24 protein-coding genes and 2 tRNA genes are annotated in these 25,810 nt (G+C 61.6%); 11 read left to right on the top strand and 15 right to left on the bottom strand.

Annotated elements, in window-relative coordinates:
• Nucleotides 1-11: 11 nt before the first annotated feature.
• Nucleotides 12-944 carry a hypothetical protein gene (locus LB515_RS03360; protein WP_224706736.1) on the bottom strand — a complete coding sequence of 311 codons (933 nt, stop codon included), beginning with the start codon at nt 942-944 and terminating at the stop codon, nt 12-14.
• 312 nt (nt 945-1,256) lie between these two features.
• Nucleotides 1,257-1,341, bottom strand: a tRNA-Leu gene (locus LB515_RS03355).
• 444 nt (nt 1,342-1,785) lie between these two features.
• Between LB515_RS03355 and tig the strand changes: the two genes are divergently transcribed.
• From tig to LB515_RS03340, 3 genes are all read left to right on the top strand, one after another.
• Nucleotides 1,786-3,300: a trigger factor gene (gene tig, locus LB515_RS03350; protein ID WP_224628181.1), complete on the top strand. Its 1,515-nt coding sequence runs from the start codon at nt 1,786-1,788 to the stop codon at nt 3,298-3,300.
• 195 nt (nt 3,301-3,495) lie between these two features.
• Nucleotides 3,496-4,005, top strand: coding sequence for a hypothetical protein (locus LB515_RS03345; RefSeq protein ID WP_224628202.1), 510 nt, complete (start codon nt 3,496-3,498; stop codon nt 4,003-4,005).
• Nucleotides 4,006-4,218: 213 nt separating this feature from the next.
• On the top strand, nt 4,219-4,599 hold the full coding sequence (locus LB515_RS03340; RefSeq protein ID WP_224543661.1) for a c-type cytochrome: 381 nt from the start codon (nt 4,219-4,221) through the stop codon (nt 4,597-4,599).
• Between the two features lie 347 nt (nt 4,600-4,946).
• On the opposite strand, the gene LB515_RS03335 is transcribed toward LB515_RS03340, so the two are convergent.
• The 8 genes from LB515_RS03335 to map all read right to left on the bottom strand — a co-directional run bounded on the left by LB515_RS03335 (nt 4,947) and on the right by map (nt 11,848).
• Nucleotides 4,947-5,420, bottom strand: a complete 474-nt coding sequence (locus tag LB515_RS03335; RefSeq protein ID WP_095765573.1) for an aminoacyl-tRNA deacylase — start codon at nt 5,418-5,420, stop codon at nt 4,947-4,949.
• Nucleotides 5,421-5,549: 129 nt separating this feature from the next.
• Entirely contained in the window at nt 5,550-5,942 is a 393-nt protein-coding gene (locus LB515_RS03330; protein ID WP_095765038.1) for a cytochrome C oxidase subunit IV family protein, read from the bottom strand.
• A gap of 26 nt (nt 5,943-5,968) precedes the next feature.
• On the bottom strand, nt 5,969-6,688 hold the full coding sequence (locus LB515_RS03325; RefSeq protein ID WP_095765039.1) for a heme-copper oxidase subunit III family protein: 720 nt from the start codon (nt 6,686-6,688) through the stop codon (nt 5,969-5,971).
• A 10-nt stretch (nt 6,689-6,698) separates the two neighbouring features.
• Nucleotides 6,699-7,403 (bottom strand): cytochrome c oxidase subunit 3, encoded by a 705-nt coding sequence (locus tag LB515_RS03320; RefSeq protein WP_224706735.1) that lies wholly within the window; start codon nt 7,401-7,403, stop codon nt 6,699-6,701.
• A complete protein-coding gene (ctaD, locus tag LB515_RS03315; RefSeq protein ID WP_224706734.1) occupies nt 7,400-9,169 on the bottom strand; it encodes a cytochrome c oxidase subunit I in 1,770 nt (589 codons plus the stop codon). Before ctaD ends, LB515_RS03320 begins: the two co-directional genes overlap by 4 nt.
• A 21-nt stretch (nt 9,170-9,190) precedes the next feature.
• Entirely contained in the window at nt 9,191-10,075 is an 885-nt protein-coding gene (locus LB515_RS03310; RefSeq protein ID WP_224706733.1) for a cytochrome c oxidase subunit II, read from the bottom strand.
• A 148-nt stretch (nt 10,076-10,223) separates the two neighbouring features.
• The gene (radC, locus tag LB515_RS03305) at nt 10,224-10,985 is read right to left on the bottom strand and encodes a RadC family protein (RefSeq protein WP_095765043.1); all 762 of its coding nucleotides are present in this window, start codon (nt 10,983-10,985) and stop codon (nt 10,224-10,226) included.
• Nucleotides 10,986-11,020: 35 nt separating this feature from the next.
• The gene (gene map, locus LB515_RS03300; protein ID WP_224706732.1) at nt 11,021-11,848 is read right to left on the bottom strand and encodes a type I methionyl aminopeptidase; all 828 of its coding nucleotides are present in this window, start codon (nt 11,846-11,848) and stop codon (nt 11,021-11,023) included.
• Nucleotides 11,849-12,254: 406 nt separating this feature from the next.
• On the opposite strand from map, the gene LB515_RS03295 reads away from it, so the two are divergent.
• Nucleotides 12,255-12,560, top strand: a complete 306-nt coding sequence (locus LB515_RS03295) for a DUF982 domain-containing protein (RefSeq protein ID WP_140840426.1) — start codon at nt 12,255-12,257, stop codon at nt 12,558-12,560.
• Nucleotides 12,561-12,572: 12 nt separating this feature from the next.
• On the opposite strand, the gene LB515_RS03290 is transcribed toward LB515_RS03295, so the two are convergent.
• Nucleotides 12,573-13,259, bottom strand: a complete 687-nt coding sequence (locus tag LB515_RS03290) for an aspartyl/asparaginyl beta-hydroxylase domain-containing protein (RefSeq protein ID WP_224706731.1) — start codon at nt 13,257-13,259, stop codon at nt 12,573-12,575.
• A 220-nt stretch (nt 13,260-13,479) separates the two neighbouring features.
• Between LB515_RS03290 and LB515_RS03285 the strand changes: the two genes are divergently transcribed.
• On the top strand, nt 13,480-13,773 hold the full coding sequence (locus LB515_RS03285; RefSeq protein WP_224543668.1) for a hypothetical protein: 294 nt from the start codon (nt 13,480-13,482) through the stop codon (nt 13,771-13,773).
• 462 nt (nt 13,774-14,235) lie between these two features.
• Here the strand turns inward: LB515_RS03285 and LB515_RS03280 are convergent, their stop codons facing one another.
• A complete protein-coding gene (locus tag LB515_RS03280) occupies nt 14,236-15,207 on the bottom strand; it encodes a LysR family transcriptional regulator (RefSeq protein WP_140840422.1) in 972 nt (323 codons plus the stop codon).
• Nucleotides 15,208-15,306: 99 nt separating this feature from the next.
• Between LB515_RS03280 and LB515_RS03275 the strand changes: the two genes are divergently transcribed.
• Nucleotides 15,307-15,753 carry a cupin domain-containing protein gene (locus LB515_RS03275; protein ID WP_224706730.1) on the top strand — a complete coding sequence of 149 codons (447 nt, stop codon included), beginning with the start codon at nt 15,307-15,309 and terminating at the stop codon, nt 15,751-15,753.
• A gap of 1,170 nt (nt 15,754-16,923) precedes the next feature.
• Nucleotides 16,924-17,109, top strand: coding sequence for a hypothetical protein (locus LB515_RS03265; protein WP_141245283.1), 186 nt, complete (start codon nt 16,924-16,926; stop codon nt 17,107-17,109).
• Nucleotides 17,110-17,573: 464 nt separating this feature from the next.
• Here LB515_RS03265 and LB515_RS03260 read toward each other — a convergent pair.
• From LB515_RS03260 to phaC, 3 genes are all read right to left on the bottom strand, one after another.
• Nucleotides 17,574-17,648: transfer RNA gene (locus LB515_RS03260), tRNA-Glu, on the bottom strand.
• A gap of 479 nt (nt 17,649-18,127) precedes the next feature.
• Nucleotides 18,128-19,288, bottom strand: coding sequence for a D-Ala-D-Ala carboxypeptidase family metallohydrolase (locus LB515_RS03255; RefSeq protein ID WP_224706729.1), 1,161 nt, complete (start codon nt 19,286-19,288; stop codon nt 18,128-18,130).
• A gap of 326 nt (nt 19,289-19,614) precedes the next feature.
• Nucleotides 19,615-21,450 carry a class I poly(R)-hydroxyalkanoic acid synthase gene (phaC, locus tag LB515_RS03250; RefSeq protein WP_224706728.1) on the bottom strand — a complete coding sequence of 612 codons (1,836 nt, stop codon included), beginning with the start codon at nt 21,448-21,450 and terminating at the stop codon, nt 19,615-19,617.
• Nucleotides 21,451-21,547: 97 nt separating this feature from the next.
• On the opposite strand from phaC, the gene LB515_RS03245 reads away from it, so the two are divergent.
• From LB515_RS03245 to glpX, 4 genes are all read left to right on the top strand, one after another.
• The gene (locus LB515_RS03245) at nt 21,548-21,952 is read left to right on the top strand and encodes a hypothetical protein (protein ID WP_224706727.1); all 405 of its coding nucleotides are present in this window, start codon (nt 21,548-21,550) and stop codon (nt 21,950-21,952) included.
• 41 nt (nt 21,953-21,993) lie between these two features.
• Complete coding sequence (locus LB515_RS03240; RefSeq protein ID WP_095765055.1) at nt 21,994-23,211, top strand: LL-diaminopimelate aminotransferase; 1,218 nt, start codon at nt 21,994-21,996, stop codon at nt 23,209-23,211.
• A gap of 57 nt (nt 23,212-23,268) precedes the next feature.
• A complete protein-coding gene (locus LB515_RS03235; RefSeq protein ID WP_095765056.1) occupies nt 23,269-24,582 on the top strand; it encodes a homoserine dehydrogenase in 1,314 nt (437 codons plus the stop codon).
• 142 nt (nt 24,583-24,724) lie between these two features.
• Nucleotides 24,725-25,708 (top strand): class II fructose-bisphosphatase, encoded by a 984-nt coding sequence (gene glpX / locus LB515_RS03230; RefSeq protein ID WP_224706726.1) that lies wholly within the window; start codon nt 24,725-24,727, stop codon nt 25,706-25,708.
• Nucleotides 25,709-25,810 lie beyond the last annotated feature (102 nt).

The raw sequence follows: 25,810 nt of genomic DNA, 5'->3' as shown, positions 1-25,810 counted from the left end.
GGTGGTCCCGCTTATCGCTGGACACTCCCTGTCTCTGCGATAATTTTGGGATAGGGACCGATCGAAATCGTGTAGCTAAAGTTTGCCACGCCTTTTTCCTGCTTGTGTTTCGAGGGGCTGCGCACAACCCAGTCGTAGACGCCCGAGACCATGCAGCGATCGTTAGTGCAGTTGACCACGATGCTGTCCTTGCGGACGCTATATCTGCGTTCAGGCCATCGCCGGTAATAGTTCCTCTTGTCCTGAACGATCGACCTCAACTTCGTCAGCTTGCCATAATAATCGACCTTGGGAGCGTAGGATGCCTGAACTTGGGCAAGAGCGAAATCGTCGTTGTCGCCATGATGCTCGATGAGATCCCTGACGAAGGCGACCGCAATGCTTTCCGGCAGTTGCCTGGGGTCGGGTGCAGGGGCGGACATGGGCGCAGGATTGGGCCTCGTTAACACCTGTGAAATATCTGCCGGCGACTGGTTCGCTGCGGCATTGGTCACATGCAAGTCAGCCATTTCGCTGGCCGATAGATATCTTATGTCATGCTTGCCATAGCTCGAAGCCAATTCTATCAGCTTGGGGTCCACTCCCATCTCGACCACATAGGATGTGATTGCTGCCGTTCCGAGCTGGACGCGGGCCTTCGCTTCTTCGGTGGACATCCCGTCAGCCGGTTTGAGAAACGCCCGGTGGATGCCGATGGAACTTGGTTCGGCAACACGGTGGATGCCACCCAGGAAGGCCAGTGAGCAGGCTGAAGCGCACTGCAATTGGCCAACCTGAAGCGTATCCAACCCTGCTGCGCGGATCATACGCCCCAAACGAATAGCACCGCCGACATTGCCACCAGGGGAGTTGAATACAATCACCTTGGCCCCGCTGCTCGCAACCGCGCGGCTGAAGCCGTTCAAGGACTCATTGGCGCTAAACTCACCGGAGACAATGAGCATTGGCCGCTGACCCGGAAGAGAAGCCGGAGTGTACTCCAAAGCCTCAACCTGAGACGCCGCCGCGAGAGCTGACCCAAGCCCCAGAACCAGAGAAGTTACGCGCACGATCTGACAGAGCCCCGACCCGCCTGTTGCAACTAAGAACCTGTTAAAGGGCTATTTCAAGTGCGTCGGATGCGCAAAGCGGGACGGTCTCCGAGAGCGTGAGGGCCTTGCTTGCGCCGCCAGGAGATAGCCAAGGCTTCGGAGGACACCTTCGGCTCTTCGAGCCTCAGGTGGTGGCCTGCCATCCGAAGCTCGAAGAGCGAAGGATGGTGCGGATGAAGGGACTCGAACCCCCACGCCTTTCGGCACTGGAACCTAAATCCAGGGCGTCTACCAATTCCGCCACATCCGCTTTCCCCGGCAATCCCATGTAGCCATCATTCTGTCAATGTCGAGGCTCAAGTCATGCTTATCCGGCTAAAGCGCGTCATGTCGAAACGGCTCGGGTGACGCGCTTCAGGCCTAGTCTTGATGCATGCCGTTCTCCCAAAACCGCTGCGCAGTTTTGGGCGACATGCATTGGAGCGAAGATAGTTGAAAATTAGCCTAGCCTGTGACAAAAGGCGTGTCGAATGTGACGGAAAGTGAGTTTCCGCTTTCGCAAGATGTGAAAAGTTATAGGAAAAACAAAGACTTATTCGCATCCGGCAAGGCGCAGTTCAGGAGAATTTGAGCCGCATTCGCGGTCAAATCGCCAGGTTCCGTCCCAAAAGCCATTTCCGGCAAGATCATACCGGCAGGCTGTAAACGGCTAAAACCGTTCGGCAGTCTCATTGTTGAAAACAAAGGTTCTAGGATGCAGGTCACCGAAACGCTCAACTCCGGTCTCAAGCGCGAGATCAAGATCACCGTGCCGGCCGGTGACATGGAAGCCAAGCTGATGGCGCGGCTGACCGATGCCCGCGGCAAGGTGCGCATCAACGGCTTCCGCCCGGGCAAAGTGCCGGTGCAGCACCTGCGCAAGGTGTACGGCAAGTCGTTCATGGCCGAGGTCGTCAACGAGATCCTCAATGACTCGACCCGTTCGATCATCTCGGGGCGCGGCGAAAAAGCCGCCATGCAGCCCGAAGTGATCATGACCGAGGACGAGAAGGAGGCCGAGAAGATCCTGGCCGGCGGCGCCGATTTCGAATTCAGCCTCAACTACGAAGTCATCCCGCCGATCGAGATCAAGGATTTCTCCGACATCAAGGTGACGCGCCAGGTCTATGACGTGCCGGACGCGGAAGTCGAGGATCAGGTCAAGCGCGTCGCTGAATCGGCGCGCAGCTACGAGCCGAAGACCGGCGAGGCCGCCGAGGGCGACCGTGTGACCATCGACTATGTCGGCAAGATCGGCGGCGAGGCCTTCGCCGGCGGCGCCGGCACCGACCAGCCGCTGGTGCTCGGCTCCAAAGAGTTCATCCCGGGCTTCGAGGAGCAGCTGATCGGAACGAAGGCCGGCGACGAGAAGCAGGTCACCGTCACTTTCCCCGAAAACTACCAGGCGGCGCATCTGGCCGGCAAGGAAGCCACCTTCGACGTCACGGTCAAGGAAGTGTCGGCGCCCGGCGCGCTCGAGATCAATGACGAGACGGCCAAGAATCTCGGTCTGGAATCGCTCGAGCGCCTGCGCGAGATCGTGCGCGGCCAGATCGAGAACCAGTTCGGCTCCATGACCCGCCAGAAGGTGAAGCGCCAGTTGCTGGACCAGCTCGACGCATCCTACTCCTTCGAGGCGCCGTCGAAGCTCGTCGAGGCCGAGTTCAACAACATCTGGGGCCAGGTCAACCGCGACCTGGAAGCCGCCGGCCGCACTTTCGCCGACGAAGAGACGACGGAAGAAGAAGCGCGCGCCGAATATATGCGCCTTGCCGAGCGCCGCGTGCGCCTCGGTCTGGTCCTGGCCGAGATCGGCGAGAAGGCCGGCGTCACCGTGTCGGACGAGGAACTGCAGCGCGGCCTGTTCGAGCAGGTGCGCCGCTTCCCGGCCAACCAGCAGCAGGAAGCCTTCGAGTATTATCGCAGCAACCCGGAAGCCATCAACGCGCTGCGCGCGCCGATGTTCGAGGAGAAGGTGGTCGACTATCTGCTTGGCCAGATCTCGGTCAACGACGTCAAGGTCGGCAAGGACGAGCTGATGGCCGACGACGAGGAGGCCGAAACCGCGACCAAGGCGAAGCCGGCCAAGAAGGCTTCCTCGAAGAAGGCCGAAGCCAAGGCAAGCGACGCAAAGGCTGGCGAAGCAAAGGCAGGCGAAGCCACCGACGAGGCGGAAGAGCCGAAGAAGAGGGCCGCGCCGAAGAAAAAAGCCGCCAAGGAAGCCGAGTAACAGGTTTCAATGCCGAGACTTCGAAAGGCCGCCTCCGGGCGGCCTTTTTCATTAGGAGCTACTTTATTGTGGCGGCGCGGCAACACAGACAACTTGTCTTGAAGGCCTGCCGCTGGCGATACCAACGGTTGAACATTATCTGCGCTTCATCGCATTCGCGGGTGTATGGAGGCATTGGTGAGGCTGGGATTCACGATGAGAGACGTGGTCGTCGCCGCGGCGCTCATGTTTGCCGCAGCCGCCGGTGTCGCTCGGGCCGAGCCGGCTCTCGGCAACTGGAGCGTTGGCGCCGGCAATGATGGTCAGATCACGGCGTCGCTCCACGCCAGCAACAAACTGATCACCGGCGGCGGAGCGTTGGGCTACAGCCCTGTGCTGACATTGGCTTGCCGGCCCGACGGCGAACCACGCTGGAGCGAGTGGCTCCAGCTCAACGATGCTGTCTCCGCCAGCCGCAAGATCACCATCTCCGTCGCGGTCGACGGCGGCGGCAAAACCGATGAAAGCTGGTCGGTCGGCCCGCGCGGCAGAACACTGGTCAGGGATGGAGACGACGGCATCAAGCGTCTGGCTTCAGCGAACCGGCTGACGCTGTCGTGGCGCTTCGGCCTTTTGTCGGGACGCGGCGAAGCCGATTTCGAGCTTGCGGGCCTTTCGGACGTGATCGGGCAGATCGCGGCAAGCTGCAATACCGACCCGCCCTGACCGTCGCCGTTCAGAAGGCTTGGACCGCTTTTTGGGCAGTTAGTCCTCGTGCATGGCCTAAGCCTTCGCAGGCCGGCAATTTTTGCTCATTGGTTCGATTCTGTGGTATGTAGGTGCCGCAATTCCACTGAAGAGACGCGGCCGCCCGCCATGCAGGATACGCCAGCGTGGCGCGGGCCGTCCGACGTAAATGACGATCAGGGAGGAAGTGCCATGCGCGTAACCGCACTTTTCATCGTCTTGTCAGCTACGACCTTCTTTGCAAGTCCGTCGCAGGCGCAAGACGCCGCCGCAGGCGAGAAGGTGTTCACCAAGTGCAAGGTGTGCCACATTGCCGACCAGGACCAGAATAAGGTCGGCCCGTCTCTGCACGGCGTCATCGGGCGCACCGCGGGCACGCATCCCGGTTTCACCTATTCCACGGCCATGATCGAGGCCGGAAAATCCGGCATCAAATGGGACGAGCCTACGCTGACAAAATATCTTCACGACCCCAAGGCGATGGTCAAAGGGACGAAGATGGCGTTTCCCGGCCTCAAGAACGATCAGGACATAGCCAACGTCATCGCCTACCTGAAGCAGTTTTCCAAATAAACACCGCCGTCCAGACTCTTTTGATGGTCGCCTGCTTATCCGGAAGGAAGACGCCGGCAGTTGCGCAGATGAATATCGCCCCCAGTACCGTCACGCCGGCAGCGCAAAAAAACCCAATAGCAGCAGAATGACTATGCCAAGGCCGAGTATGAGAAGCGTCCGCGTGTCCATGACGTTCACCTTCGCATCTTGAGAATACCGAAAAAGCAGCCCTGGACGACTGGCGGTCGTGCTGCCGATCCTCGGCCCTGGCATGTTTTTACCGCAAGGTCGTAGAGCCGCCGGCTGCCCCAGACCGTCGAAGCAATCAGGCCCTGCCGTGACGCAGCGGCGGGAGTCTCTATGCGTCAGAAGGCCGGATAGCTGAACCGCGCCTGGCGCGCGTCCGTCGTCAGGTTGCGGAAATCCTTGCCGCTGACATGCACAAGCGTCTTGTGGTCGCCGCCCTCGAAATAGATATCGGCGGCATCACGCAGGCTTTCGTCCAGAATGACCGGCACATCATAAGCCGCACCGATCGGCGGTATGGCGCCGACGTCGCAATCGTCAAAGAGCGATACCACTTCGTCTTCGGAAGCGAGGCCGAGGCGTTTGTCCATGACGTCCTGCAGCTTGCCGAGTTCGATTCTGTGGGTGCTTGGCACCACGGCCAGCGCATAACCGAGTTCGTGGTGAACGACCACGGACTTCGCCATGATGCTGCCGGGCACGTGCGCGGCAATGGCGGCCTGCCTGCTGGTGGCAGTTCGATGATGCCCCACGGTATCGTAGGAGATGCCCTTGCGGTCGATAAAGTTTCTCAGTCTGTTCGCTATCGTCATTGTCCGCGTCCTTTGCTTGAGTTCACGGCGCATACGCCAGATCAAAATTGGCCGGCGGCCTGTTGTTTCAAGCCATCGGAACCGGCCGTCCCCGGCCCGTCATGCTGCGGCTGGACCCCGTATCGGGTGTCAGGGGCCAGGCCCGAAAAACGCGATACGAGTCAGCAGCGTATAGTCGGCCTCGAAGACCATCATCGCCACGAAAACCAGCACCAGTATCGGCGGCAGGATGATTGCATACATCATCGCCAGCCGCTCCCAGGCCATGTGCATGAAGACGGCGACGATCAGTCCTGCCTTGAGCATCATGAAGATCAGGATCAGCGACCACCTGAGATAGCCGTGGAGGCCGAAATAGTCGACCAGATAGGAGCAGGTGCTGAGAATGAACAGCCACGCCCAGACGACCAGATAGAGCTTGATCGGGTGCTCCTGATGCGTCTCCGCCTTGGCGACGATCGCCGCATCATGGGCGGGATGCAGTGCGTGTTGTCCAAGACCGTTTGCGGTTGCTTCAGCCATGTCTTCCTCTCAACAGAGCCTGCCTCTCACCACAGATAGAAGAAGGCGAAAATGAACACCCAGACCAGGTCGACGAAGTGCCAGTAGAGCCCCATGATCTCCACGTTCTCGTAGCGGCCCCTGCGGCTGGTGAAAAAGCCGGGCCGGCCGGTGTCGAAGTCACCACGCCAGACTTTTCTCGCCACGATGATCAGGAAGATCACCCCGATCGTGACGTGCGTGCCGTGGAAGCCGGTGATCATGAAAAAGCACGAGCCGAATTGCGCGGCTCCCCAGGGATTGCCCCACGGCCGGACCCCTTCGGTGATCAGCTTGGTCCATTCGAAGGCCTGCATGCCGACGAAGGTCGCGCCGAGCGCGGCGGTCAAAAGCATCAGGATCGCGGTTTTGCGCCGATCGCGGCGATAGCCGAAATTGACCGCCATGGCCATGGTTCCGCTGCTCGAGATGAGAACGAATGTCATGATGGCGATCAGGATCAGCGGGATCTCCGAGCCGCCGATGCGCAAGGCGAAGACCTCGCTTGGATTCGGCCACGGCACGCGCGTGGAGATCCGCGCCGTCATATAGGAAAGCAGGAAGCAACCGAAAATGAAGGTGTCGCTGAGCAGGAAGATCCACATCATGGCCTTGCCCCAAGACACGTTCTTGAACGCGCGCTGATCCGAGGCCCAGTCGGCGGCGATCCCGCGTAAGCCCTGGGGGCGATCCATCTGGCTGGTATGCGTCAGTGTGGTCTCGGCCATCGCCAGTCTCCTAGGTCAGCAGCCGTTGGCAAATGCTCACGAACGTCGCCGCCCAACCGGCCAGGACGGCGAAGATGCACAGCCAGACGAAAAGCAGGAAATGCCAATACATGGCGCACAGCTCGACGCTGAGGCGCAGCCGCTCCCGCCGCGTTCCGTTCCAGGCGCCGGCGCTCGTCCTGCCAAGGCCGACCAGCCCGCCCAATATGTGCAGGCCATGCATCGCCGTGATCAGATAGAAGAAGCTGTTGGCCGGGTTGGAGGCCAACAGGTAGCCGTCCTCGGTCAGCTGCCGCCATGCAATCAACTGGCCGGCGAGGAAGGCGAGGGCGGTCAACCCCGCCGTTGCAAGACCGAGCCTTACCATGTCCACCTGGCCTCTGCGCGCGGCGACCACCGCACATTGCAGCGCGACGCTGCTCAGCGCGAGCACGCCGGTGTTGAGCCAAAGCAGGCGCGGCAGCGGCAGCGGCCGCCAGTCCGACAGGTCCATGCGCATGAAATAGGCGCTGGTGAACAGCGAAAACAGGCAGCCGACGACGGCGAGGAAGACGCCGAGGCCGATCTTGGCGGTGGGCAGGGAAGACCGGTCGAAGCCGACGACGTCCCCGGCCACGCCTTGCTCCAGCCACGGCTTGGCTGTCAACCGCTGGTGCGAAAGCCACCAACCGGCAAAGCCGGCGATCACCAACATGAAGACCAGGATGACGCTCATGCCGGCTCCCTGGAGGGGCCGAAGGAGCCCGGCACGTTCTGCGGGATGAAGTCCTCCTTGGCGCCCGGCACGCTGTAGTCGTAGGCCCAACGATAGACGATCGGCAGTTCCTTGCCGAAATTGCCGTGCTCCGGCGGCGTCTCAGGCGTTTGCCATTCGAGCGTCGTTGCCCGCCACGGATTGCCGCCGGCCTCACGGCCATGGCGAATGCTCCAGATCAGGTTGAACAGGAACACCATCTGGGCGAAGCCGACGATGAAGGCCATGATACTGATGAACGAGTTCAGATGGTGGGCCGATTCCGTCATGATATTCATGTCGGTGAGTTCGGCGTAGCGCCGCGGAACGCCCATCAGGCCGAGATAGTGCATGGGGAAGAAGATCAGGTAGGCGCCGAGGAAGGTGATCCAGAAATGGAAGCGGCCGAGTGTCTCGTCCAGCATCCGTCCGGTGACCTTCGGATACCAGTGATAGATCGCGCCGAAGATCACCAGGATCGGCGCGACGCCCATGACCATGTGGAAATGTGCGACGACGAACATCGTGTCCGACAGCGGCACGTCGACGACGACGTTGCCGAGGAACAAGCCCGTCAGGCCGCCATTGACGAAGGTGACGATGAAGGCGAGCGCGAACAGCATCGGGATGGTGAGATGGATGTCGCCGCGCCACAACGTCAGCACCCAGTTATAGACCTTGATCGCGGTCGGCACCGCAATGATCAACGTCGTGGTGGCAAAGAAGAAGCCGAAATACGGATTCATGCCGCTGACATACATGTGGTGCGCCCAGACCACGAAGCTCAGCGCGCCGATGGCGATGATGGCCCAGACCATCATGCGATAGCCGAAGATGTTTTTGCGCGCATGCGTGCTGATCAGGTCGGACACGATGCCGAAGGCCGGCAGCGCCACGATGTAGACCTCCGGGTGGCCGAAGAACCAGAACAGATGCTGGAACAGGATCGGGCTGCCGCCATTGTGTTGCAGTTGCTCGCCCATCTCGACGATTGCCGGCATGAAGAAGGAAGTGCCGAGCAGACGGTCGAGCAGCATCATCACACAAGCAACGAACAGTGCCGGGAAGGCCAGAAGCGCCATGACCGTGGCAGTGAAGATGCCCCAGACGGTGAGCGGCAGGCGCATCAAGGTCATGCCGCGGGTGCGGCCTTGCAGCACCGTCACCACATAGTTCAGGCCACCCATGGTAAAGCCGATGATGAACAGGATGAGCGAAGAGAGCATCAGGATGATGCCCCAGTCCTGGCCGCCCGGCGTGCCGGTCATGATCGCCTGCGGCGGGTAGAGCGTCCAGCCGGCGCCTGTCGGCCCGCCCGGCGCGAAGAAGCTCGACACCAGGACCAGCACGGCAAGCAGATAGACCCAATAGCTCAGCATGTTGACATAGGGAAAGACCATGTCGCGGGCGCCGACCATCAGCGGAATGAGATAATTGCCAAAGCCGCCAAGGAAGAGCGCGGTGAGCAAATAGATCACCATGATCATGCCGTGCATGGTGATGAACTGATAGTAGGCCTCCGGAGTGATGAAATCGAACGTGCCGGGGAAGCCGAGCTGCAGGCGCATCAGCCAGGACAGCATCAGCGCGACGAGGCCTATAGCCATGGCCGTCGCCGAATACTGGACTGCTATGACCTTGGCGTCCTGTGAAAAGACGTATTTCGTCCACCAGCTGTGCGGATGGTAGAGTTCCATCTCCGCGACTTCGGCGGGTGGAACGGCATCTGCGGGTGTGACGTCGACCATGGGAGCACCTCCGCACCCTGTTCAGCGGGCCTCGAGCGTTTCGAGTTTTGCCGCGACGCCCAAACTGGACGCCATCGTCTTTTCCGACGGTTGGTTCGCCGAGCCCGTTTGCTGGGGCGCGGACAATTGCGCAAAGGTCTGTTGCTGGCCGAGCCAGGCCAGATAGTCCTGCTCGGTATCGACCATGACAACGCCATGCATCAGCGGATGTCCCTGGCCGCACAGCTCGGCGCACAAGACCTGGAAGGTTCCGGTCCGCGTCGGCGTGAACCAGAAATACGTCACCGATCCCGGGATCATATCCATCTTGGCGCGGAATTCCGGGATGTAGAAATCGTGCAGCACATCGATCGAGCGCAACAGCACTTTGACCGGCGTGCCGACCGGCAGGTGCAGGTCCGCCGCCTCGACCACGACGTCGTCCTGGCCGTTCGGGTCGCCGGGTACGATGCCGAGCGGGTTTTCAGCCGAGACGATACGGGTGTCGGAGGTGCCGAGCTTGCCGTCTTTGCCGGGCAAACGGAAGCTCCATTGCCATTGCTGGGCGACAACCTCGATATCGGCGGCCTCGCCGGGAACGTTGACGAAGCGGCTCCAGACGAAGAGGCCGGGAACCAGCAAGGCGGTGACACCGGCCGCCGTTGCGATCATCAGCCACGATTCGAGCCGCCTGTTCTCCGGTTGATATGCCGCGCGATTGCCTTCCCGATGCCGGAAGCGGAAGACGCAATAAGCCATAAAGAGCACGACAGCGGCAAAGACGATGCCGGTGATCCAAAAGCTGATGGTGATGGTGTTGTCGATGTAGTCCCAGTTCGAGGCGATGGGCGTCCACCACCATGGGCTCAGGAGGTGGAACAGCACCGAGCCCACAACGATCAAAACGAGTACAAGCACAATGGCCATGTCCCGTCCTCCCGGTATTTCACGGGAGCGCGAAGCATCCCAGGAAGATACCAAGTGCCATCATGCTTGATTTCCTGCTGAAATTCCAGAGCCGACTATCTGATGAGGCGACGATGTCCCGGCAATCCCGAAATGCCGGGCAAACGCCTCAGATCAGCAGCAGACCCTTCATCGAGGCGTTGCCCTTGCGGCCGATGATGATGTGGTCGTGCACGGCGATGCCGAGCGGCTTGGCCGTATCGATGATCTGCTTGGTCATCTCGATGTCCGCGCGGGAAGGTGTGGGGTCGCCAGAAGGATGGTTGTGCACCAGGATGACGGCGCTGGCTGAGAGCTCGAGCGCGCGCTTGACCACCTCGCGCGGATAGACCGGCGTGTGGTCGACGGTGCCGGTCTGCTGTACCTCGTCGGCGATCAGCCCGTTCTTCTTGTCGAGGAACAGGATACGGAACTGCTCGCGGTTCTCGAAGGCCATGGCGGAGCGGCAATAGTCGAGCAATTGCGTCCAGTTGGACAGGACTTCGCGGCCGCGCACCTCGCCGCGCGCCATGCGCTGGGCCGTCGCGGCGATGACCTTGAGATCGGCCGCAACGACCGGTCCGATGCCTTTGACTTCTTCAAGCAGGGATGCCGGCGCGCCGAGCACCTCGGCCAGCGAGCCGAAGCGGGCGATGAGCGCCTTGGCGATGGGCTTGGTGTCGACGCGCGGGATCAGCCGGAAGAGTAGCAGCTCGAGCAGTTCATAGTCGGGCAGGGCGTCCGGTCCGCCGGCGACAAAGCGCTCGCGCAGGCGGTCGCGATGGCCGTGATAATGCGGTTTCTCGGTAGGTGCCGCCTTCTTTTGCACTGCCTTAGGCGGTTCAATCCAGCCTTCGGAAAAGAATGCCCGCTCGTCCTCGACTTTGCCCATGGTCCGCCCGCTCCCCTCAGGCTTAGGTCGAAGTGCTACGCCGGCAGGCCGGGGCGGTCGAGCTTTTTCGGCGACAGCGTGAAGATCTCGCAGCCTGTGTCGGTGACGCCGATCGTATGCTCATACTGCGCCGACAGCGAGCGGTCGCGCGTGACTGCCGTCCAGCCGTCCGACAGCACCTTCACATGCGGCCGGCCGAGATTGATCATCGGCTCGACGGTAAAGATCATGCCCGGCCGCATCTCGACGCCTTCATTGACGGTGCCGTAATGCAGGATGTTCGGCGCGTCGTGGAAAAGCTGGCCGACGCCGTGGCCGCAGAAGTCGCGGACCACCGAGCAGCGCTCGGCCTCGGCATAGCTCTGGATCGCGGCGCCGATGGCGCCTGTGCGGGCGCCGGGCTTGATCGCGGCTATGCCGCGCATCAGGCACTCATAGGTCACTTCGAGCAAGCGCTCGGCGGCGCGCTTGATCGTGCCCACCGGATACATGCGCGAGGAATCGCCATGCCAGCCATCGAGGATATAGGTGACGTCGATGTTGACGATGTCGCCTTCCTTGAGCGGCTTGTTGTCGGGGATGCCGTGGCAGACGACATGGTTGATCGAGGTGCAGGACGATTTGGTGTAGCCGCGATAATTGAGCGTTGCCGGCAGCGCACCATGGTCCATGCCGAATTCGAAGACGAAGCGATCGATCGTTTCCGTGGTCACGCCGGGCTTCACGATCGGCACAAGCTCGTCGAGGCAGCGCGCGGTGAGATCGCAGGCCTTGCGCATGCCGGCGAAGCCTTCCTCGCCATAGAGGCGGATCTGGCCGGTATTTCGAAGGGGCGCGGTGGAGGCGTCGAGATAAGTAACCATTTTGTCCGTTTGCCGGCGTAGGCTTCAAAGGAGCCGAACGCGAAAAATCTGCTCCAGATTTGGCACCGCAAGCCGCAAGGTTCAAGGACGAAGTGCAGTTGCCGCGCCCATTGCGGCCTTCCCCTGGCCATTTCCATGGTCAGGTCGGTCCTGATGTTCGGAAGAAGGAACGGCAGCGATCGTGCTCGGCGCCATCCTCGCACTGCCGTCCGCCTATCTGCTGATGGTAGTTACCCGCATGACCTATGACGCGAAGGAGGATCCGGCCAACCAGTAGCGGCAAGGGTCTGATCCGCGCACCGGTTCTTCACCGCACTGAGGTCACATTTGCGAGTCAGAAGGCCGCAAAAGCAACTTTTCAGAACGAACGGCGTTGCTCCGGCTACGCCAGTTCGGGAGACAGGGGATGGACAGATTGCAATTCGAGGTGCCGGTGCGCATCACGCCCGCGCCCGGCCTGCCGATCGAGGAAATCTACAGCGTCGAGCAGGCGCTCGATTTCCTGCAGGATTGGCCGAAGCGCCGCCAAGGCAAGGTCTACGAAGCCGCGTTCAATGCCTGCTTCGGGGCGACGGTCGACGTGACCAGCGCCGAGGAGGCCTGCCGCGCGTTCGCAGCCTTCTGCCGCGTCAGCGGATTGCTGGCGAGGGACGCGATGTTTCCCGGCAAGCGTCGCAGCGGGGCAGGGACGTATCGCGAGGCGAGAGCGTAGATTTCGATCGGTTCAGCCGCCGAACGACACGCCCCGATAGCGCATTCCCACCTGCACGCCGCGCACGATCACGCGCGACAGGATTTCCATATCCAGCGGCATTTGCGGACGCCACACGTCGAGCAGGAGAGCGACGCGGGGCTGATCCGAGTTGTTCATCACTTCGTGCTCGAAAGTATCGTCCCACAGCAAGCACTCGCCGTCGGCGATGCGCCTTTCGTCATGATTGATCATCATGATCGTTGCCGGACGGCCGTCAGGCTGTTGGGGGATGACCAGGCCGAGATGGAACCGCATGATGCCGCGAAAGGGTCCGCGATGCGGCGGGATGTGCTTGCGCGGGGCGAGGAACGAGACGGCGGCCGATTTGACCTCGGGGCACTCCGAAAGCAGCCGGCTCAGGACCGGCATGCGCGTGAGGTTCGCCGGGATCGTCATGTCATAGGCCTTGAGCACGCACATGCGCCAGTCGAGACCGTCATTGGCCGAGATATTGGCCTGTTCCGGCATGATGTCGTGGAAGCGCGGGGCCTTATTCAGCTTCGCCGCCAGCGCCTCATCGCGGATATCGCGCCAGGCGGCGGTGAACTTCGCGGCATTGGGAAAATGCGTGCCGGCATCAAGAATGGCCGGTGCATCTATGCGCTTTTCATAGATACGGCGGACCAGATTGGTTCCGAGATCGTAGGCGCCTGACATCTCATTACCTCAACGATGCTTTTATATAGTGGGATATTGCTTACGGGCCATCACTCACGGAGATTTGCTCGGGCCGTCAACACGGAGATGACATCGCAGGCCGCCATGCCAAAATCGAAACGATGTCGGTCTCGCTCGCTGCATCGTGACAGCGCGATCATTGCGGAACTGCGACACAAGATGCGAATTTGGCGATACGATGTTTTGCCAGGACGCCACCATGCCCGGACGCAAGATTATGCTTTGCGCGGCAGCCATGCTCGTTGCTGCTTCAAATTTCGCCGACGCCCGATCCGATACGCGCAAGATGACGTGTGAACAGACGCAGGCACTGATCCAGAGCCAGCATGCTGCGGTGCTGAGCACCGGACCGAATACCTATGACCGCTATGTCCGCCAATTCGGCAATGAGTGCGACGCTCCTTACGCGCCGATGGTCGACTATGTTCCGACCAGCGACGGCCGGTGCATGGTTTACCGGTGCGAGGAGCCGGCTCCAATGGTTCCGGATTGACCGAAGGCCTGTGAGCTCTCCCGGCTTTTCACGGGAGCCTCAGACACTGGCCGATGCGGCTTACTTGACCTTTTGAATCTCCGGTTGAATCTCCGGGCTCGGCGTCTGATCAGTTGCCGGGGCCGGCGTGCAATCCGGGCCCTTGCAATCCAGCACGGGATCGTCAGCCGGAGGAAGACAATTTTGCCCTTGGCAATGGACTGCCGGCGGCCGCGGCATTGCTTGGCTATTCGGCTGGGCAGGCTGATCTGCGTGAACGGGCGGCACGCCTGCCAGGCCGGTCATTGCCGCGCATAAGAGCGCTGTCCGAAGCATCTTCATTCCCGCCTCCACGGCCGAGAGCGGAGGGAATTTTACACTTTCGAGTCGAGGACGGCTCCTGTCGTCCGCGAACGGCGTTAACAGCGCGTTTCCGCTTGCGTCCTGTCTTGTTACCGACAAGGCACGACGCTGGCCCGCCATTCAGACCGGGCGTGGTTTATGGGCGCTGCTGCCGGCTTCGCCGGCGCTCAGTTGCGAGAGCAGCTTCAACACGATTTCCCGCAGCCATCGGTGCGTAGGATCGGTTGTGTTGCGTTTGTGCCAGACGATGCAGATGAGGGCAGGATCGATCGGCATGGGCGGACTGTAGATCGCCAGTCCCAAGCGAGATGCTACCTTGCGCGCGAGCTGTTCCGGAACGAGAGCGACCAGATCGCTTCCCGCCACTGCGCTACAGACGCCGCCGAACACCGGCATCGTCATGGCCACCCGCCGTTCGCGCCCCATCCGGGCCAGCGCCGCGTCGCCCATGGCCTTGAGCTTGCCCTCGGGCGAGAAGACGACGTGGCCGAGGTCGCAGAAAAGGTCGATCGGAATGACGTCTCCGGGGCTCACCTTCGCCCGCTCGAGTCTTGGGTGCCCAGCGCGGGCGATCGTCACGAATGTCGACCGGAAGGCAGGAAGATAGTCGATCCAACTGGGGAAATCGACCTTGGGAACGAGGGCAAGGTCGATACCGTGCTTTTCGAGCGTGCCGACATAGTCGTCGGGCACAAGATCCACCAGTTGGATCAGTATTTTGGGAGCAAGCCCAGAGATTGCATTGGCCAGGGCAGGCATCAGCATCTCGGCAAAGAAATCCGAACCTGCGATCTTGAAGCTTTGCTCGGCTTCGGCCGGATTGAAGCTGCCAGGCCCGGCAAGCAGCGCCGACAGTTCATCGAGGATGCGGCGAAGCGGAAGCTCGAGGTTCCGGGCGTATTGTGTCGGCACGATGTGCTGTCCCTGGCGCACGAACAGCGGATCGCCGAGAAAATTCCGAAGTCGTCCCAAGCTGGCCGATATCGCCGGTTGCGACAGGCCGATGCGTTCTCCGGCCTTTACGGTCGATTGCTCGCGCAGCAGCGCGTCGAGCACCCGCAGGAGATTGAGGTCGAAGCTCGATAAATTCATTCGCCGAATATATTTTATAGTAGCTATCGATTTCAATTATGAAATCGGTTCTGGCAACTTCGCAGCATCGAAAATGGCGTCGGATCGCGGGAGGTTTCGGTGGCTGCGTCGGTACCCTACAGCGTCCAGTGGCTTGGCACGTCCTACCGGATTTGCCTCACGGCGGAGCAAACGGCCTCGCGGCTCGGAATGTTCGAAAGCCTCGATCAGCCCGGTTACGGTCCTCCGCGCCATATCCACAATAACGAGGACGAGACCTTCCAGATCCAGTCCGGCGAAGTAGAGTTCTGGATGAACGGTCAAACGCGCATAGTCGGCCCGGGCTGTGTCGTGCACGTTGCGCGCGGAATCGAGCATGCATTTCGGGTGATCGGCGATCGACCCGCCAGAATGCTCACCATCATGACTCCCGGCGGCTTCGAAGGCTTCTTCGCGGAGATGGCGAAACACAAGTGCCGAATCCCGGATGACATGGATCAGGTCGCGGCAATCGGGGCGCGTTTCGGTCTGACCTTCACAGGCCCGCCTCTGGGCGCGGCTAGATAACTAACTGCGCGATAGCTAACTGCGCGTCCTTGGCGGCTCAGAGACGAGTTTCTTGAGGGAGTGCGAAAAATGGCTGAGCGATCTTCACGAGCTCGACCGCATCGCCGACAGCGCTATCCGCCTAGTGCGCGAGGAGGTGAACCAGGACGCGGTGGAACTGGACCGGCTGATCCGCGACATCGAGACCGAGATAACGGCGCTCCGGCGCGCTCGGCCTGCGCCGCCGCGCGCTGCGCAACCTGATTGTCAACGCTGCCACAACCCTGGAAGCTCTCGACGGCCATTGGTGCTGGCGACGAACTTACAGTCACGCTGAACGCAAAGAATGATCAGCTATTGCGTGAGTTCGTGAGCGGCGGATTTGCTGAAAAAGAGGTTTTGCTGTAGTCGGGCAGGTAGTTTACTGCACGATATTTAATCACGATCACATGTCGGATTTCGCTTTTTATGTCGAGCCGAACTCTAACAGATTCCGGCGGCCGATATCAAATATGAGGGCCTTTTATCGAGTGCCCATCGAGCCGCGGATCGCAAAGTTCTTGTCGAGATGCAAAACAGCGAAGGCTTGAGCTGTGATGCCTAGTCTAGTGAGAACCCGACATGTGTCGCAATTGACGCGGCTGCTTAGGTGGCCGGGCGTACTGGCTTGCTGAAGGTGACTCCGCCCACATCCAACACACGCAGCGCGCCTTCCGCGACCGGGTCATTATACAGCAACGCGCGGAATTCCAGCACAGCGTAAGGGGGACGCCTTAGCCATAGAGCGGCCCGACAGTTCCGCGTTGGGGTTTGCGTTGGGTGAACCGCCGGGCCTTAGCCGACTCGGTAGGGGTGGGTAGAGTCGGCTAAAGCGAGGCTAAATTAGCATCTATGCATTGATATAGGTTTCTATACCTTTTCCACCGATTTCCAGGCGCCGGAATGCGGTCATTGCGTAAAGGTTTGGTCAACTATCGCACATTAGAATTCGCTAATGCGCTTTACTTTGGTGCTCTTTTGTTGGGCTGCGTTCTTCGGCTGGGATTTGGCCGCCAACCATGGTGAATTCATGCTCGCGATCGGCCATGGGGTTTTTCGGCTCGTCCACATGACGGGGCTGGCTTGAACTAAGCTCATAAGTGCGGAGAGCGTTACTGACGGGCGGCGGTGGTGGTGGCAGCGAGGGTCTCGATGGCAGCCAATCTGTTCCGGGTGTCTTACTTCGTTAACCAGCGCGCCTGTGATGGGAGCCAGGAACGCGTTTGCGTGGCGAAATTCATTGTGACTGCGGAGACGATGAAAACCATGGCGGCAGAGACGTTCGGCCGTCAGGAGGCGCGGCGCCTGACCGGCGAGACGCATTCGGCAATCAACTAAACCACAATCTGCACCACCGATCTTTGAGCGGCCCGACGCCTCACGGTGGCGGGCACGCCAGTAACTAAAGTCCGAAAGAGAACACTTCGGGACGGCTCGTCTCGTAGCCAAGGCGGGGCTTGGAACTGCCCACCTCGGTCTGTGGTGAATTGGCGGTTCCGGTCGCAGTACAGTCAAGTTTGGCCGCTGCAGTCGCCTTGATCGACAGCCCTGCACATGTCTTTTGGGCAGTGAGCGTTGGCTTCTTATCGTGGGCCACAGCGGCACTTGACGCCGCGAGAACGAGAGCCGCACAAACGATTGCCGTTTTCATAGCGTTACCCCTTCTTTAGCAGCAGCTAATGAGAAGGTAACGTAACGTTAACCAACCGTCAACGCGACACCGGACCAAGCCGGATTCGAGCCCGATATTGGCCAAAGATTGGACAGAGTCGGCATAAGCGTCGCTAAGTTCTTGAAAAGTCTGGTACGCCCAAGGGGAATCGAACCCCTGTTACCGCCGTGAAAGGGCGGTGTCCTAACCGCTAGACGATGGGCGCGCTCAGACGAAGCGGCTTATAATTGCGTTGTTGCCAACCGGCAACCCATCTGCCGCCATATGCGACAACTTTTTTCAACGGCGGCACAACGCCCCTCGGGTGGCGGTTTCGCTTGGCCGCGCATCCCTGGAGATTAGCCGGAACATCCTCGCGATCGTCATTCTATGGCGGAGCAAGGAGCGAAGCGACGCGCGCAGACCATAGACTCCGCGAGGCTGACGTGCCGCACCGGTGCAGAACTTGCGCCGCTGCACTCCGCGGTCAAGGTCAAGGATGGATCCTCGGTCTGCGCGTCCGCTTCGCTCCCGCTCCGCCCGTGGATGACGAAGTTCGAAGGGCTTCGGCTAATCGCCGACGTCTGTGGTGGCGTGTTGAAACTGACGTCTGTGGTGACGTGTTGAGACGAATGTCGGCGTTGGCGGCGATCGGCTCGCAACCGGGTAAAACCGGCCATGCCGCTCCAGACCAGGCCAAACGTATCAGCCGTCCTCGCCGCCGCCGCTGCGCCTGCGGCAGCGCCAGTTCCAGTCGCGCTCGGGGCCGACGTCGATATGGACGGATTCGGTGTGGCAGTAGGTGCCGACGCCGCCGCGACCGGGCATCGAGCGGACGTAGCTCGCCAGTTCCCATTTCGACACGCCGGGCAACTGGATGTCGGCGGCGGCGCAATACATGTGCAGCGAGTTCTTGGCGCCGTTGGCGCGGCGGTTGCGCGAGGGATCGCGATAGCCGGAGGTGACGATCATCTTGCGGCCGAAATGGCCCTCGATCGTCTTCAGCACCCGTACCAGCGACGGCTTGAGGCAGGCGACGTCGACGCTTTCGTTCTGTTTCAAAAGGCCATTGGGCGCGAGCCTGGCCAAGCCGGCGGCCGACGCCACCTGGTAGGAACCGCCGCCGCCTTCGTCCTCGTTGAGGTCGACGTCGCTCTCGTCGTCGATGCCGGATTTGCGCTTGATCTCGAACAGCGCCGTCTGGCGCACGCCGGGAAGAGCGTCGGCGCCCGTGATGTGATTGCTCGGGTTGTCGAGCGAGGCCAGTTGCACCGGCTTTTCGGCCGGGGTCGCCGAGGCCAGCGTCACGATCGGCTTGGCCGGCGGCGGCGTGGTCTTGGCCTGCGCGGCGGGCTGGTCGCCGGAGCGCGCATTGTTGATCAGGGGGGCGGGGGCGGCCGAAGCCGGCGTGGTGCTGAACAGCGAGGCGAACAGGCTCTTCTTCGGCGCGGCGATCTGCGGCTGCGCCGGCTCGGCCGCGGTCACATAGACGCCGTTGCTCATGGCCTGCGTGGTCGCCTGCGCCTTCGACGCGACGGTGGCGGCATCGCCGGCGGCGACCTGCTTGGCGACGGCTAGCGTCTGTTCCGCCGTTTGCGCCTGCTGAACCAGCGGTTGCGGCGCGCTCCCGGCAATGGCCTGGGCGCCGGCAGGAATGGCGATGGGGAACGTGCCGTCCGGCCGCGTCTCCGGCACATAGGCGACCTTCTCGGGCAAAGGCGCATCGCCCTCGCTCATCACGGTCGACGTCGCTTCGGCCGGCGCCGATGCCTGCAAGGACGAATCGGCCGAAGTCGCAGTCTTGGCGCTGGATGTCGCGCTCATTTCGCCGGCAGTTGAATTGTAGGCGGGCGAAACGACCGACATCGTTGGGTCGCCGGTCGATGTGCAGGAGGCCAGGAGCACGGAGAAAAGCGCTGCCGCAATGCTGCAGCTTCCCCCTCGTGCAAGACGCCAACCTGCTGATTTCAAAACAAATTCCCCCTCGAGATCCGGTCGGTTCGTCATCGCCGCGCCACTCCAGTATCGCGCCGCGATAACCCTCCTGTTCCCAACCGGAAACGGGACGTGTGTCGAATCTGCAAGCCTCGGAATTATTCTGCGTCGGAAGGTGATTTGAGGCCGCCGAACGATTGACGCCATCATTTCGCCCTGTTTTGGCGGCCCGTCAACTCACCACACATTACAGCCCGTTACACACGCACCTTGACATAGGTGCCCGGCGCATCTCCCAAGGTTTTCATACGCTTGCCGGGTTTGCGGGCGGGTACGCGGATGTCGTCCTGGGCCTCGATCCAGTGCTGCCAGTGCGTCCACCATGAACCAGGATGCTCGTGCGCCGCGGCAAGCCACGCGCTGAAATCGCCCACCGGCTTGCCGCCGGTCCAGTACTGATATTTCCTGGCGGCAGGCGGGTTGACGACGCCCGCGATGTGACCGGATCCCGCCATTACATACTCAACGTCGCCGCCGAAAAACTGCGACCCCAGGAACACCGAAAGCGCCGGCGCGATGTGGTCTTCCTTCGTGGCCAGGTTGTAGACGGGGATGGTGATGTCGGCCAGAGAGACCGTGCGCCCGGCAAGCTCCATTGTGCCGCGCGAGAGATTGTTTTCGAGATAGCAATTGCGCAGGTAGAACGAGTGATTGGCCGCCGCCATGCGCGTGGAATCGGAATTCCAGTAGAGCAGGTCGAAGGGCAGGGGCTCCTTGCCGCGCATGTAGTTGTTGACGACATAGGGCCAGATCAGGTCGCCCGAGCGCAGCATGTTGAAGGCGGTGGCCATCTTGGTGCCGTCGAGATAGCCCTTTTCGTTCATCGAGCGCTCGACCGCGGCGACCTGGTCCTCATCGACGAACACCTTGAGGTCGCCGGCATAGGTGAAGTCCACCTGGGTGGCGAAGAAGGTGGCCGATCTGATGCGGTGATCGCCTTCCTGCGCCAACAGCGCCAGCGCGGCAGCCAGGAGCGTGCCGCCGACGCAGTAACCGATGGCGTTGACTTCCTTTTCGCCGGTCGCCTTTTCCACCATGTCGAGGCCGAATTGCAGGCCTTCGCGGATATAGGCCTCCCAGCCCTTGGCGCCGTGACGCTCGTCGGGATTGATCCAGGAGATGACGAAGACGGTGTGGCCCTGCTCGATCGCCCAGCGGATGAAGGACTTTTGCGGGTTGAGGTCGAGAATATAGAATTTGTTGATCCATGGCGGGCAGATCAGCAGCGGCCGTTTCAGCACTGTCTCCGTCACCGGATCGTACTGGATGATCTCGGCTACATCGCTGCGGCCGATGACCTTGCCGGGCGTGGTGGCGATGTTCTTGCCGATCTCGAAGGGCGTGTAATCGGCCTGGCGCAGCTTCAGGTCGCCTCGGCCCGCGGCGATGTCCTCGGCCAGCATCTTCATGCCGCGCACCAGGTTCTCGCCATTCGAGGCCATGGTCTCGCGGAACAGCTCGGGATTGGTCAGGATGAAGTTCGACGGGGCGATCGCGTTCGACACCTGCTTGACGTAGAAGCTCGCCTTGTGGCGGGTGTGCTCATCCAGGCCCTCGGCATGCTCGACAAGCTCGTTCGCCCAGCGCGACGTGACCAGATAGGCCTGCTTGAGGAAGTCGAAGAAGGCGTTGCGGCCCCATTCGGGGTCCTGGAAGCGCTTGTCGCCGCGCTCGGGCTGAACCGCGTCCTGTGGCGCTTCGGCGTTGGGATTGACCTTCTGGATGGCGTTCGCCCAAACGGTCATGTAGCCGGCAAACAGCCGCGTCTGCGCTTCGAGCGCGCGTTGCGGGTCGCCCAGCCAGTATTCCGAAAGCTTGGAGAAGGTCTTGACCATGTCGACGACGGGTTCGGCGACATGGTCGCGCACTTCGCCTTTCTCGCGCGGTTCGGCCCAGGCGGAAGCCGCCTTGCCAGCCTGCTCGACCATGCGCGCCATGTTCAGGGCGAAGCGCTCGGGATCCTTCACCAGATATTGCTCGATGGCCGAAGGTCCGCCATTTTCCGCTTTGTCCGAATCGTCAGGTTTGGACATGGTTCGCGGGGTTCCTCCCGGAGCGTTTTCTTGACATATTACCATGGGACATCTGACCGGGTCCAATTCGCTCTAACCCGGCTGCCAGGAAAACAATATGACGATTAATGTTGGCGGGACTTTTTTTCTCAAGCCGGGTTCGATTTGCCGCATGGCGCTGATGGCGGGGCTGGTCGGCATACTGCTGCCCGCTGCCGGCTGCATGAGCACCAGCACGAACAATGCGCCGACGGCGCTGACCGAAGGTCCGAGGGACACCGGTTCCTATCCGAACCTCAACATCCCGCCGCAGGTGGCCGCCAAGCAGCTCACCAAGGAAGAGACCGCGGCGAACCTCGCCCAGCTCAAGGCCGAGGAGCAGATGCAGATTGCCAAGGGCAGCAGCGTCAAGGCGCCGGCGAATTCGGCCGCGCTCAACACTTTGGCCAAGACGCATGGCGCCGACACGCTGAAGCAGATCGAGGGCAAATGCGACCCCGCCCTCGACCCTAGCTGCAATTAGGTCTATATCGCGCGCCGAAACTCTGATGGTCTGGAACTGAAATGGAAGAATTTCACAAGGTCCGCCGGCTTCCGCCTTACGTGTTCGAGCAGGTCAACCGGCTGAAGGCCAGCGCCCGTTCGCGCGGCGCCGACATCATCGACCTTGGCATGGGCAATCCGGACCTGCCGACGCCGAAAGCCATCGTCGACAAATTGTGCGAAGTCGTGCGCGATCCGCGCACGCATCGCTACTCCGCTTCGCGCGGCATTCCGGGCCTGCGCCGCGCCCAGGCCAATTATTATCAGCGCCGCTTCGGCGTGAAGCTCAATCCCGATACGCAAGTGGTGGCGACGCTGGGCTCGAAGGAGGGCTTCGCCAACATGGCGCAGGCGATCACCGCGCCCGGCGACGTCATCCTGTGCCCCAATCCGACCTATCCGATCCATGCCTTCGGCTTCATTATGTCGGGCGGGGTGATCCGTTCACTGCAGGTCGAGCCCGATGACGGCTTCATCCCGGCGGTCGAGCGCGGCATCCGCCATTCGATCCCCAAGCCGCTGGCGCTGATCCTCAATTATCCGTCTAACCCGACGGCGCTTGTCGCCTCGCTCGATTTCTACAAGGACGTGGTGGCCTTCGCGAAGAAGAACGACATCATCATCCTGTCGGATCTCGCCTATTCGGAAATCTATTTCGACGGCAATCCGCCGCCATCGGTTCTGCAGGTGCCGGGCGCGATGGATGTCTGCGTCGAGTTCACCTCGATGTCGAAGACCTTTTCCATGCCCGGGTGGCGCATGGGCTTCGCGGTTGGCAACGAGCGGCTGATTTCGGCGCTGACGCGGGTGAAGTCCTACCTCGACTATGGCGCGTTCACACCGATCCAGGTTGCGGCGGCGCATGCGCTGAACGGCGACGGCGCGGACATCGAGGAGGTGCGCGAGGTCTACCACAAGCGGCGCGACGTGATGGTCGATTCCTTCGGCCGCGCCGGCTGGACCATTCCCGCGCCGGCGGCCTCGATGTTCGCCTGGGCGCCAATCCCGGAGCCGTTCCGCCATCTCGGCTCGCTGGAATTCTCCAAGCTGCTCATCGAGCATGCGGATGTCGCGGTGGCGCCGGGCGTCGGCTTCGGCGAGCATGGCGACGACTATGTGCGCTTGGCGCTGGTCGAGAACGAGCACCGGATCCGCCAGGCCGCGCGCAACATCAAGAAGTTCCTCGCGACCACCGCCAAGCAGCCCAACAATGTGGTGCCTTTGGCCGCTCATCGTTGAGTTGCCTGACATTTTTTGCACCTGACATTTTTTGCAAGTTGAGGGGCGTCGCCGGTCATGGCTGAAGCATTGCGTGTTGGAATTGCCGGTCTTGGCACGGTGGGCGCCTCGGTGGCGCGCGTGCTGCGCGACAAGGCGGCCGAGCTTACCCGGCAGTGCGGTCGCGACATCGTCGTGACCGCCGTTTCGGCCCGCGATCCGAAACGCGACCGAGGTATCGATCTTGGCGTCGCCAAATGGTTCGATGATCCGGTCAAGCTGGCCGAAAAGGCCGATATCGACGTCTTCGTCGAGCTGATCGGCGGTGACGAGGGGCCGGCGCGGCTATCGGTGAAAGCGGCGCTCGAGGCCGGGCGCCATGTCGTGACCGCCAACAAGGCGCTGCTTGCCAAGCATGGCGTGGCGCTTGCCGAGATCGCTGAGAAGAAGGGTGTGCTGCTCAACTACGAGGCGGCGGTGGCCGGCGGCATCCCGGTCATCAAGACGATGCGAGAGGCAATGGCGGGCAACGCGGTGACCCGCGTCTTCGGCATCCTCAACGGCACGTGCAACTACATCCTGACGCGCATGGAGGCCGAAGGCATCTCCTTCGACGTCTGCCTGAAGGACGCGCAGCGGCTGGGCTACGCCGAAGCCGATCCGACCTTCGACATCGAAGGCCATGACACGGCGCACAAATTGTCGATCCTGACCAGCCTTGCGTTTGGGACGAAGATCGCCGCCGGCGACATCTATATGGAAGGCATCGCCAACATCACCCAAGCCGACATCCGCGCGGCGGGCGATCTCGGCTACCGCATCAAGCTGCTCGGCGTCGCGCAGCGCACCGATAGCGGCATAGAGCAGCGTGTCCATCCGACCATGGTGCCGACGGCGTCGGTCATCGCGCAGGTGCATGGCGTCACAAACGCGGTGGCGATCGAGACCGATATTCTGGGCGAGCTCTTGCTCTCGGGTCCTGGCGCGGGCGGCAATGCCACCGCCTCGGCGGTCGTCGGCGACATCGCCGACATCGCCAAGAGCCGACCGGGCTTCCAGCATGGCCCGGTCTTCGGCTGGCCGGCGAAGGAATTGAAGCCTTACAAGAAAGCGCAGATGCGCAGCCATGCCGGCGGCTATTTCATCCGGTTGACCGTGCATGACCGCACGGGCGTCTTCGCGGCCATCGCCAAACGCATGGCCGACAACGACATCTCGCTGGAATCGATCGTCCAGCAGGCGGCCGGCGCGGAAACGCAGGCGCAGAAGACGGTCATCCTCGTTACCCACGAGACGACGGAAGCGGCGGTGCGCAAGGCCGTCGAAGGCATCACCAAGGACGGTCATCTGACCGACAAGCCGCAGGTGATCCGCATCGAGCGGGCGGAATAAACCAAGTCCGGTTTCGTCTTCAATCGATTGATTTTGCTGTCATTTCAAAAATTGACGGGGCAAGTCTTGCCGTTGTCATGGAGCTTTGTCAGAAGAAGCCCACCTCTGGCGGGAGGTTGAGTTTCACGAGGAATTTCTCTCCATGAACATAGCCCAGGACATCACCGCCGGTCTCGACCGGATCCTTACGATGGAAGTCGTGCGCGTCACTGAACGGGCCGCCGTCGCGGCGGCAAGGCTGCGCGGGCGCGGCGATGAGAAGGCTGCCGATCAGGTGGCGGTCGACGCCATGCGCCAGGAGCTCAACCGGCTGGCCATCAAAGGCACGGTGGTGATCGGCGAGGGCGAGCGCGACGAGGCGCCGATGCTCTATATCGGCGAGGAGGTCGGCACCGGCAAGGGTCCGGCCGTCGACATCGCGCTCGATCCGCTCGAGGGCACGACGATCTGCGCCAAGAACCTGCCCAACGCGCTTGCCGTAATCGCAATTGCGGAAAAGGGCAGCCTGCTGTTCGCGCCCGATGTCTATATGGACAAGATCGCCATCGGCCCCGGCTATCCCGAAGGTCTGATCGACATCGACGCCTCGCCGGCCGAAAACCTCGCCAATCTGGCCAAAGCCAAGGGCGTGGGCGTCTCCGATATCACCGCCTGCATCCTCGACCGGCCGCGTCACGCCAAGCTGATCGACGCCGTGCGCGCCACGGGTGCGGCGATCCGGCTGATCGGCGACGGCGATGTCGCGGGCGTCATCCACACCACCGATCCGGACGAGACCGGCATCGACATCTATCTCGGCACCGGCGGCGCGCCGGAGGGCGTGCTGGCGGCGGCCGCACTTCGCTGCACCGGCGGACAGATGCAGGGCCGGCTGATCCTCGACACGCCGGAGAAGGTGACGCGCGCGCACCAAATGGGCATTTCCGACCCGAAGCGGATCTATCGCGCCCAGGACATGGCGCGGGGCGACGTGCTGTTCGCGGCGACCGGCGTCACCGACGGCAATTTGCTCGACGGGGTGAAGTTCGGCCGCACCTTCATCACCACGCACACCATCGTGCTGCGCTCGTCCTCGCGCACCGTGCGCGAGATCAAGGCGCGTCACCAGGATCTGGATAAGTTCTGATTTCGCTTCGTCCGGGCGTTTTGCCGCAATTCGAGGAAGCGTTCCACACCTTTCCCGGTTTGCCCGCTTTCCCGCAATTGCTCCGGCCGTCGCATGTTGATA

This window comes from Mesorhizobium sp. CA15, assembly GCF_020165215.1.
Classification (GTDB): domain Bacteria; phylum Pseudomonadota; class Alphaproteobacteria; order Rhizobiales; family Rhizobiaceae; genus Mesorhizobium.
Note: the sequence above shows the minus strand (reverse complement) of the source record. Positions and strands in the feature narration are given on the sequence as shown.

Coding starts and splice junctions, on each gene's coding strand:
- LB515_RS03360 (WP_224706736.1), bottom strand. CDS start 944: ATGCTCATTGTCTCCGGTGAGTTTAGCGCCAATGAGTCCTTGAACGGC.
- LB515_RS03310 (WP_224706733.1), bottom strand. CDS start 10,075: ATGGCCATTGTGCTTGTACTCGTTTTGATCGTTGTGGGCTCGGTGCTG.
- LB515_RS03340 (WP_224543661.1), top strand. CDS start 4,219: ATGCGCGTAACCGCACTTTTCATCGTCTTGTCAGCTACGACCTTCTTT.
- LB515_RS03295 (WP_140840426.1), top strand. CDS start 12,255: ATGGACAGATTGCAATTCGAGGTGCCGGTGCGCATCACGCCCGCGCCC.
- LB515_RS03330 (WP_095765038.1), bottom strand. CDS start 5,942: ATGGCTGAAGCAACCGCAAACGGTCTTGGACAACACGCACTGCATCCC.
- LB515_RS03285 (WP_224543668.1), top strand. CDS start 13,480: ATGCCCGGACGCAAGATTATGCTTTGCGCGGCAGCCATGCTCGTTGCT.
- LB515_RS03290 (WP_224706731.1), bottom strand. CDS start 13,259: ATGTCAGGCGCCTACGATCTCGGAACCAATCTGGTCCGCCGTATCTAT.
- LB515_RS03345 (WP_224628202.1), top strand. CDS start 3,496: ATGAGAGACGTGGTCGTCGCCGCGGCGCTCATGTTTGCCGCAGCCGCC.
- LB515_RS03265 (WP_141245283.1), top strand. CDS start 16,924: ATGGCAGCCAATCTGTTCCGGGTGTCTTACTTCGTTAACCAGCGCGCC.
- tig (WP_224628181.1), top strand. CDS start 1,786: ATGCAGGTCACCGAAACGCTCAACTCCGGTCTCAAGCGCGAGATCAAG.
- LB515_RS03325 (WP_095765039.1), bottom strand. CDS start 6,688: ATGGCCGAGACCACACTGACGCATACCAGCCAGATGGATCGCCCCCAG.
- map (WP_224706732.1), bottom strand. CDS start 11,848: ATGGTTACTTATCTCGACGCCTCCACCGCGCCCCTTCGAAATACCGGC.
- LB515_RS03280 (WP_140840422.1), bottom strand. CDS start 15,207: ATGAATTTATCGAGCTTCGACCTCAATCTCCTGCGGGTGCTCGACGCG.
- phaC (WP_224706728.1), bottom strand. CDS start 21,450: ATGTCCAAACCTGACGATTCGGACAAAGCGGAAAATGGCGGACCTTCG.
- LB515_RS03240 (WP_095765055.1), top strand. CDS start 21,994: ATGGAAGAATTTCACAAGGTCCGCCGGCTTCCGCCTTACGTGTTCGAG.
- LB515_RS03245 (WP_224706727.1), top strand. CDS start 21,548: ATGACGATTAATGTTGGCGGGACTTTTTTTCTCAAGCCGGGTTCGATT.
- ctaD (WP_224706734.1), bottom strand. CDS start 9,169: ATGGTCGACGTCACACCCGCAGATGCCGTTCCACCCGCCGAAGTCGCG.
- LB515_RS03335 (WP_095765573.1), bottom strand. CDS start 5,420: ATGACGATAGCGAACAGACTGAGAAACTTTATCGACCGCAAGGGCATC.
- LB515_RS03320 (WP_224706735.1), bottom strand. CDS start 7,403: ATGAGCGTCATCCTGGTCTTCATGTTGGTGATCGCCGGCTTTGCCGGT.
- LB515_RS03255 (WP_224706729.1), bottom strand. CDS start 19,288: ATGTCGGTCGTTTCGCCCGCCTACAATTCAACTGCCGGCGAAATGAGC.
- radC (WP_095765043.1), bottom strand. CDS start 10,985: ATGGGCAAAGTCGAGGACGAGCGGGCATTCTTTTCCGAAGGCTGGATT.
- LB515_RS03235 (WP_095765056.1), top strand. CDS start 23,269: ATGGCTGAAGCATTGCGTGTTGGAATTGCCGGTCTTGGCACGGTGGGC.
- glpX (WP_224706726.1), top strand. CDS start 24,725: ATGAACATAGCCCAGGACATCACCGCCGGTCTCGACCGGATCCTTACG.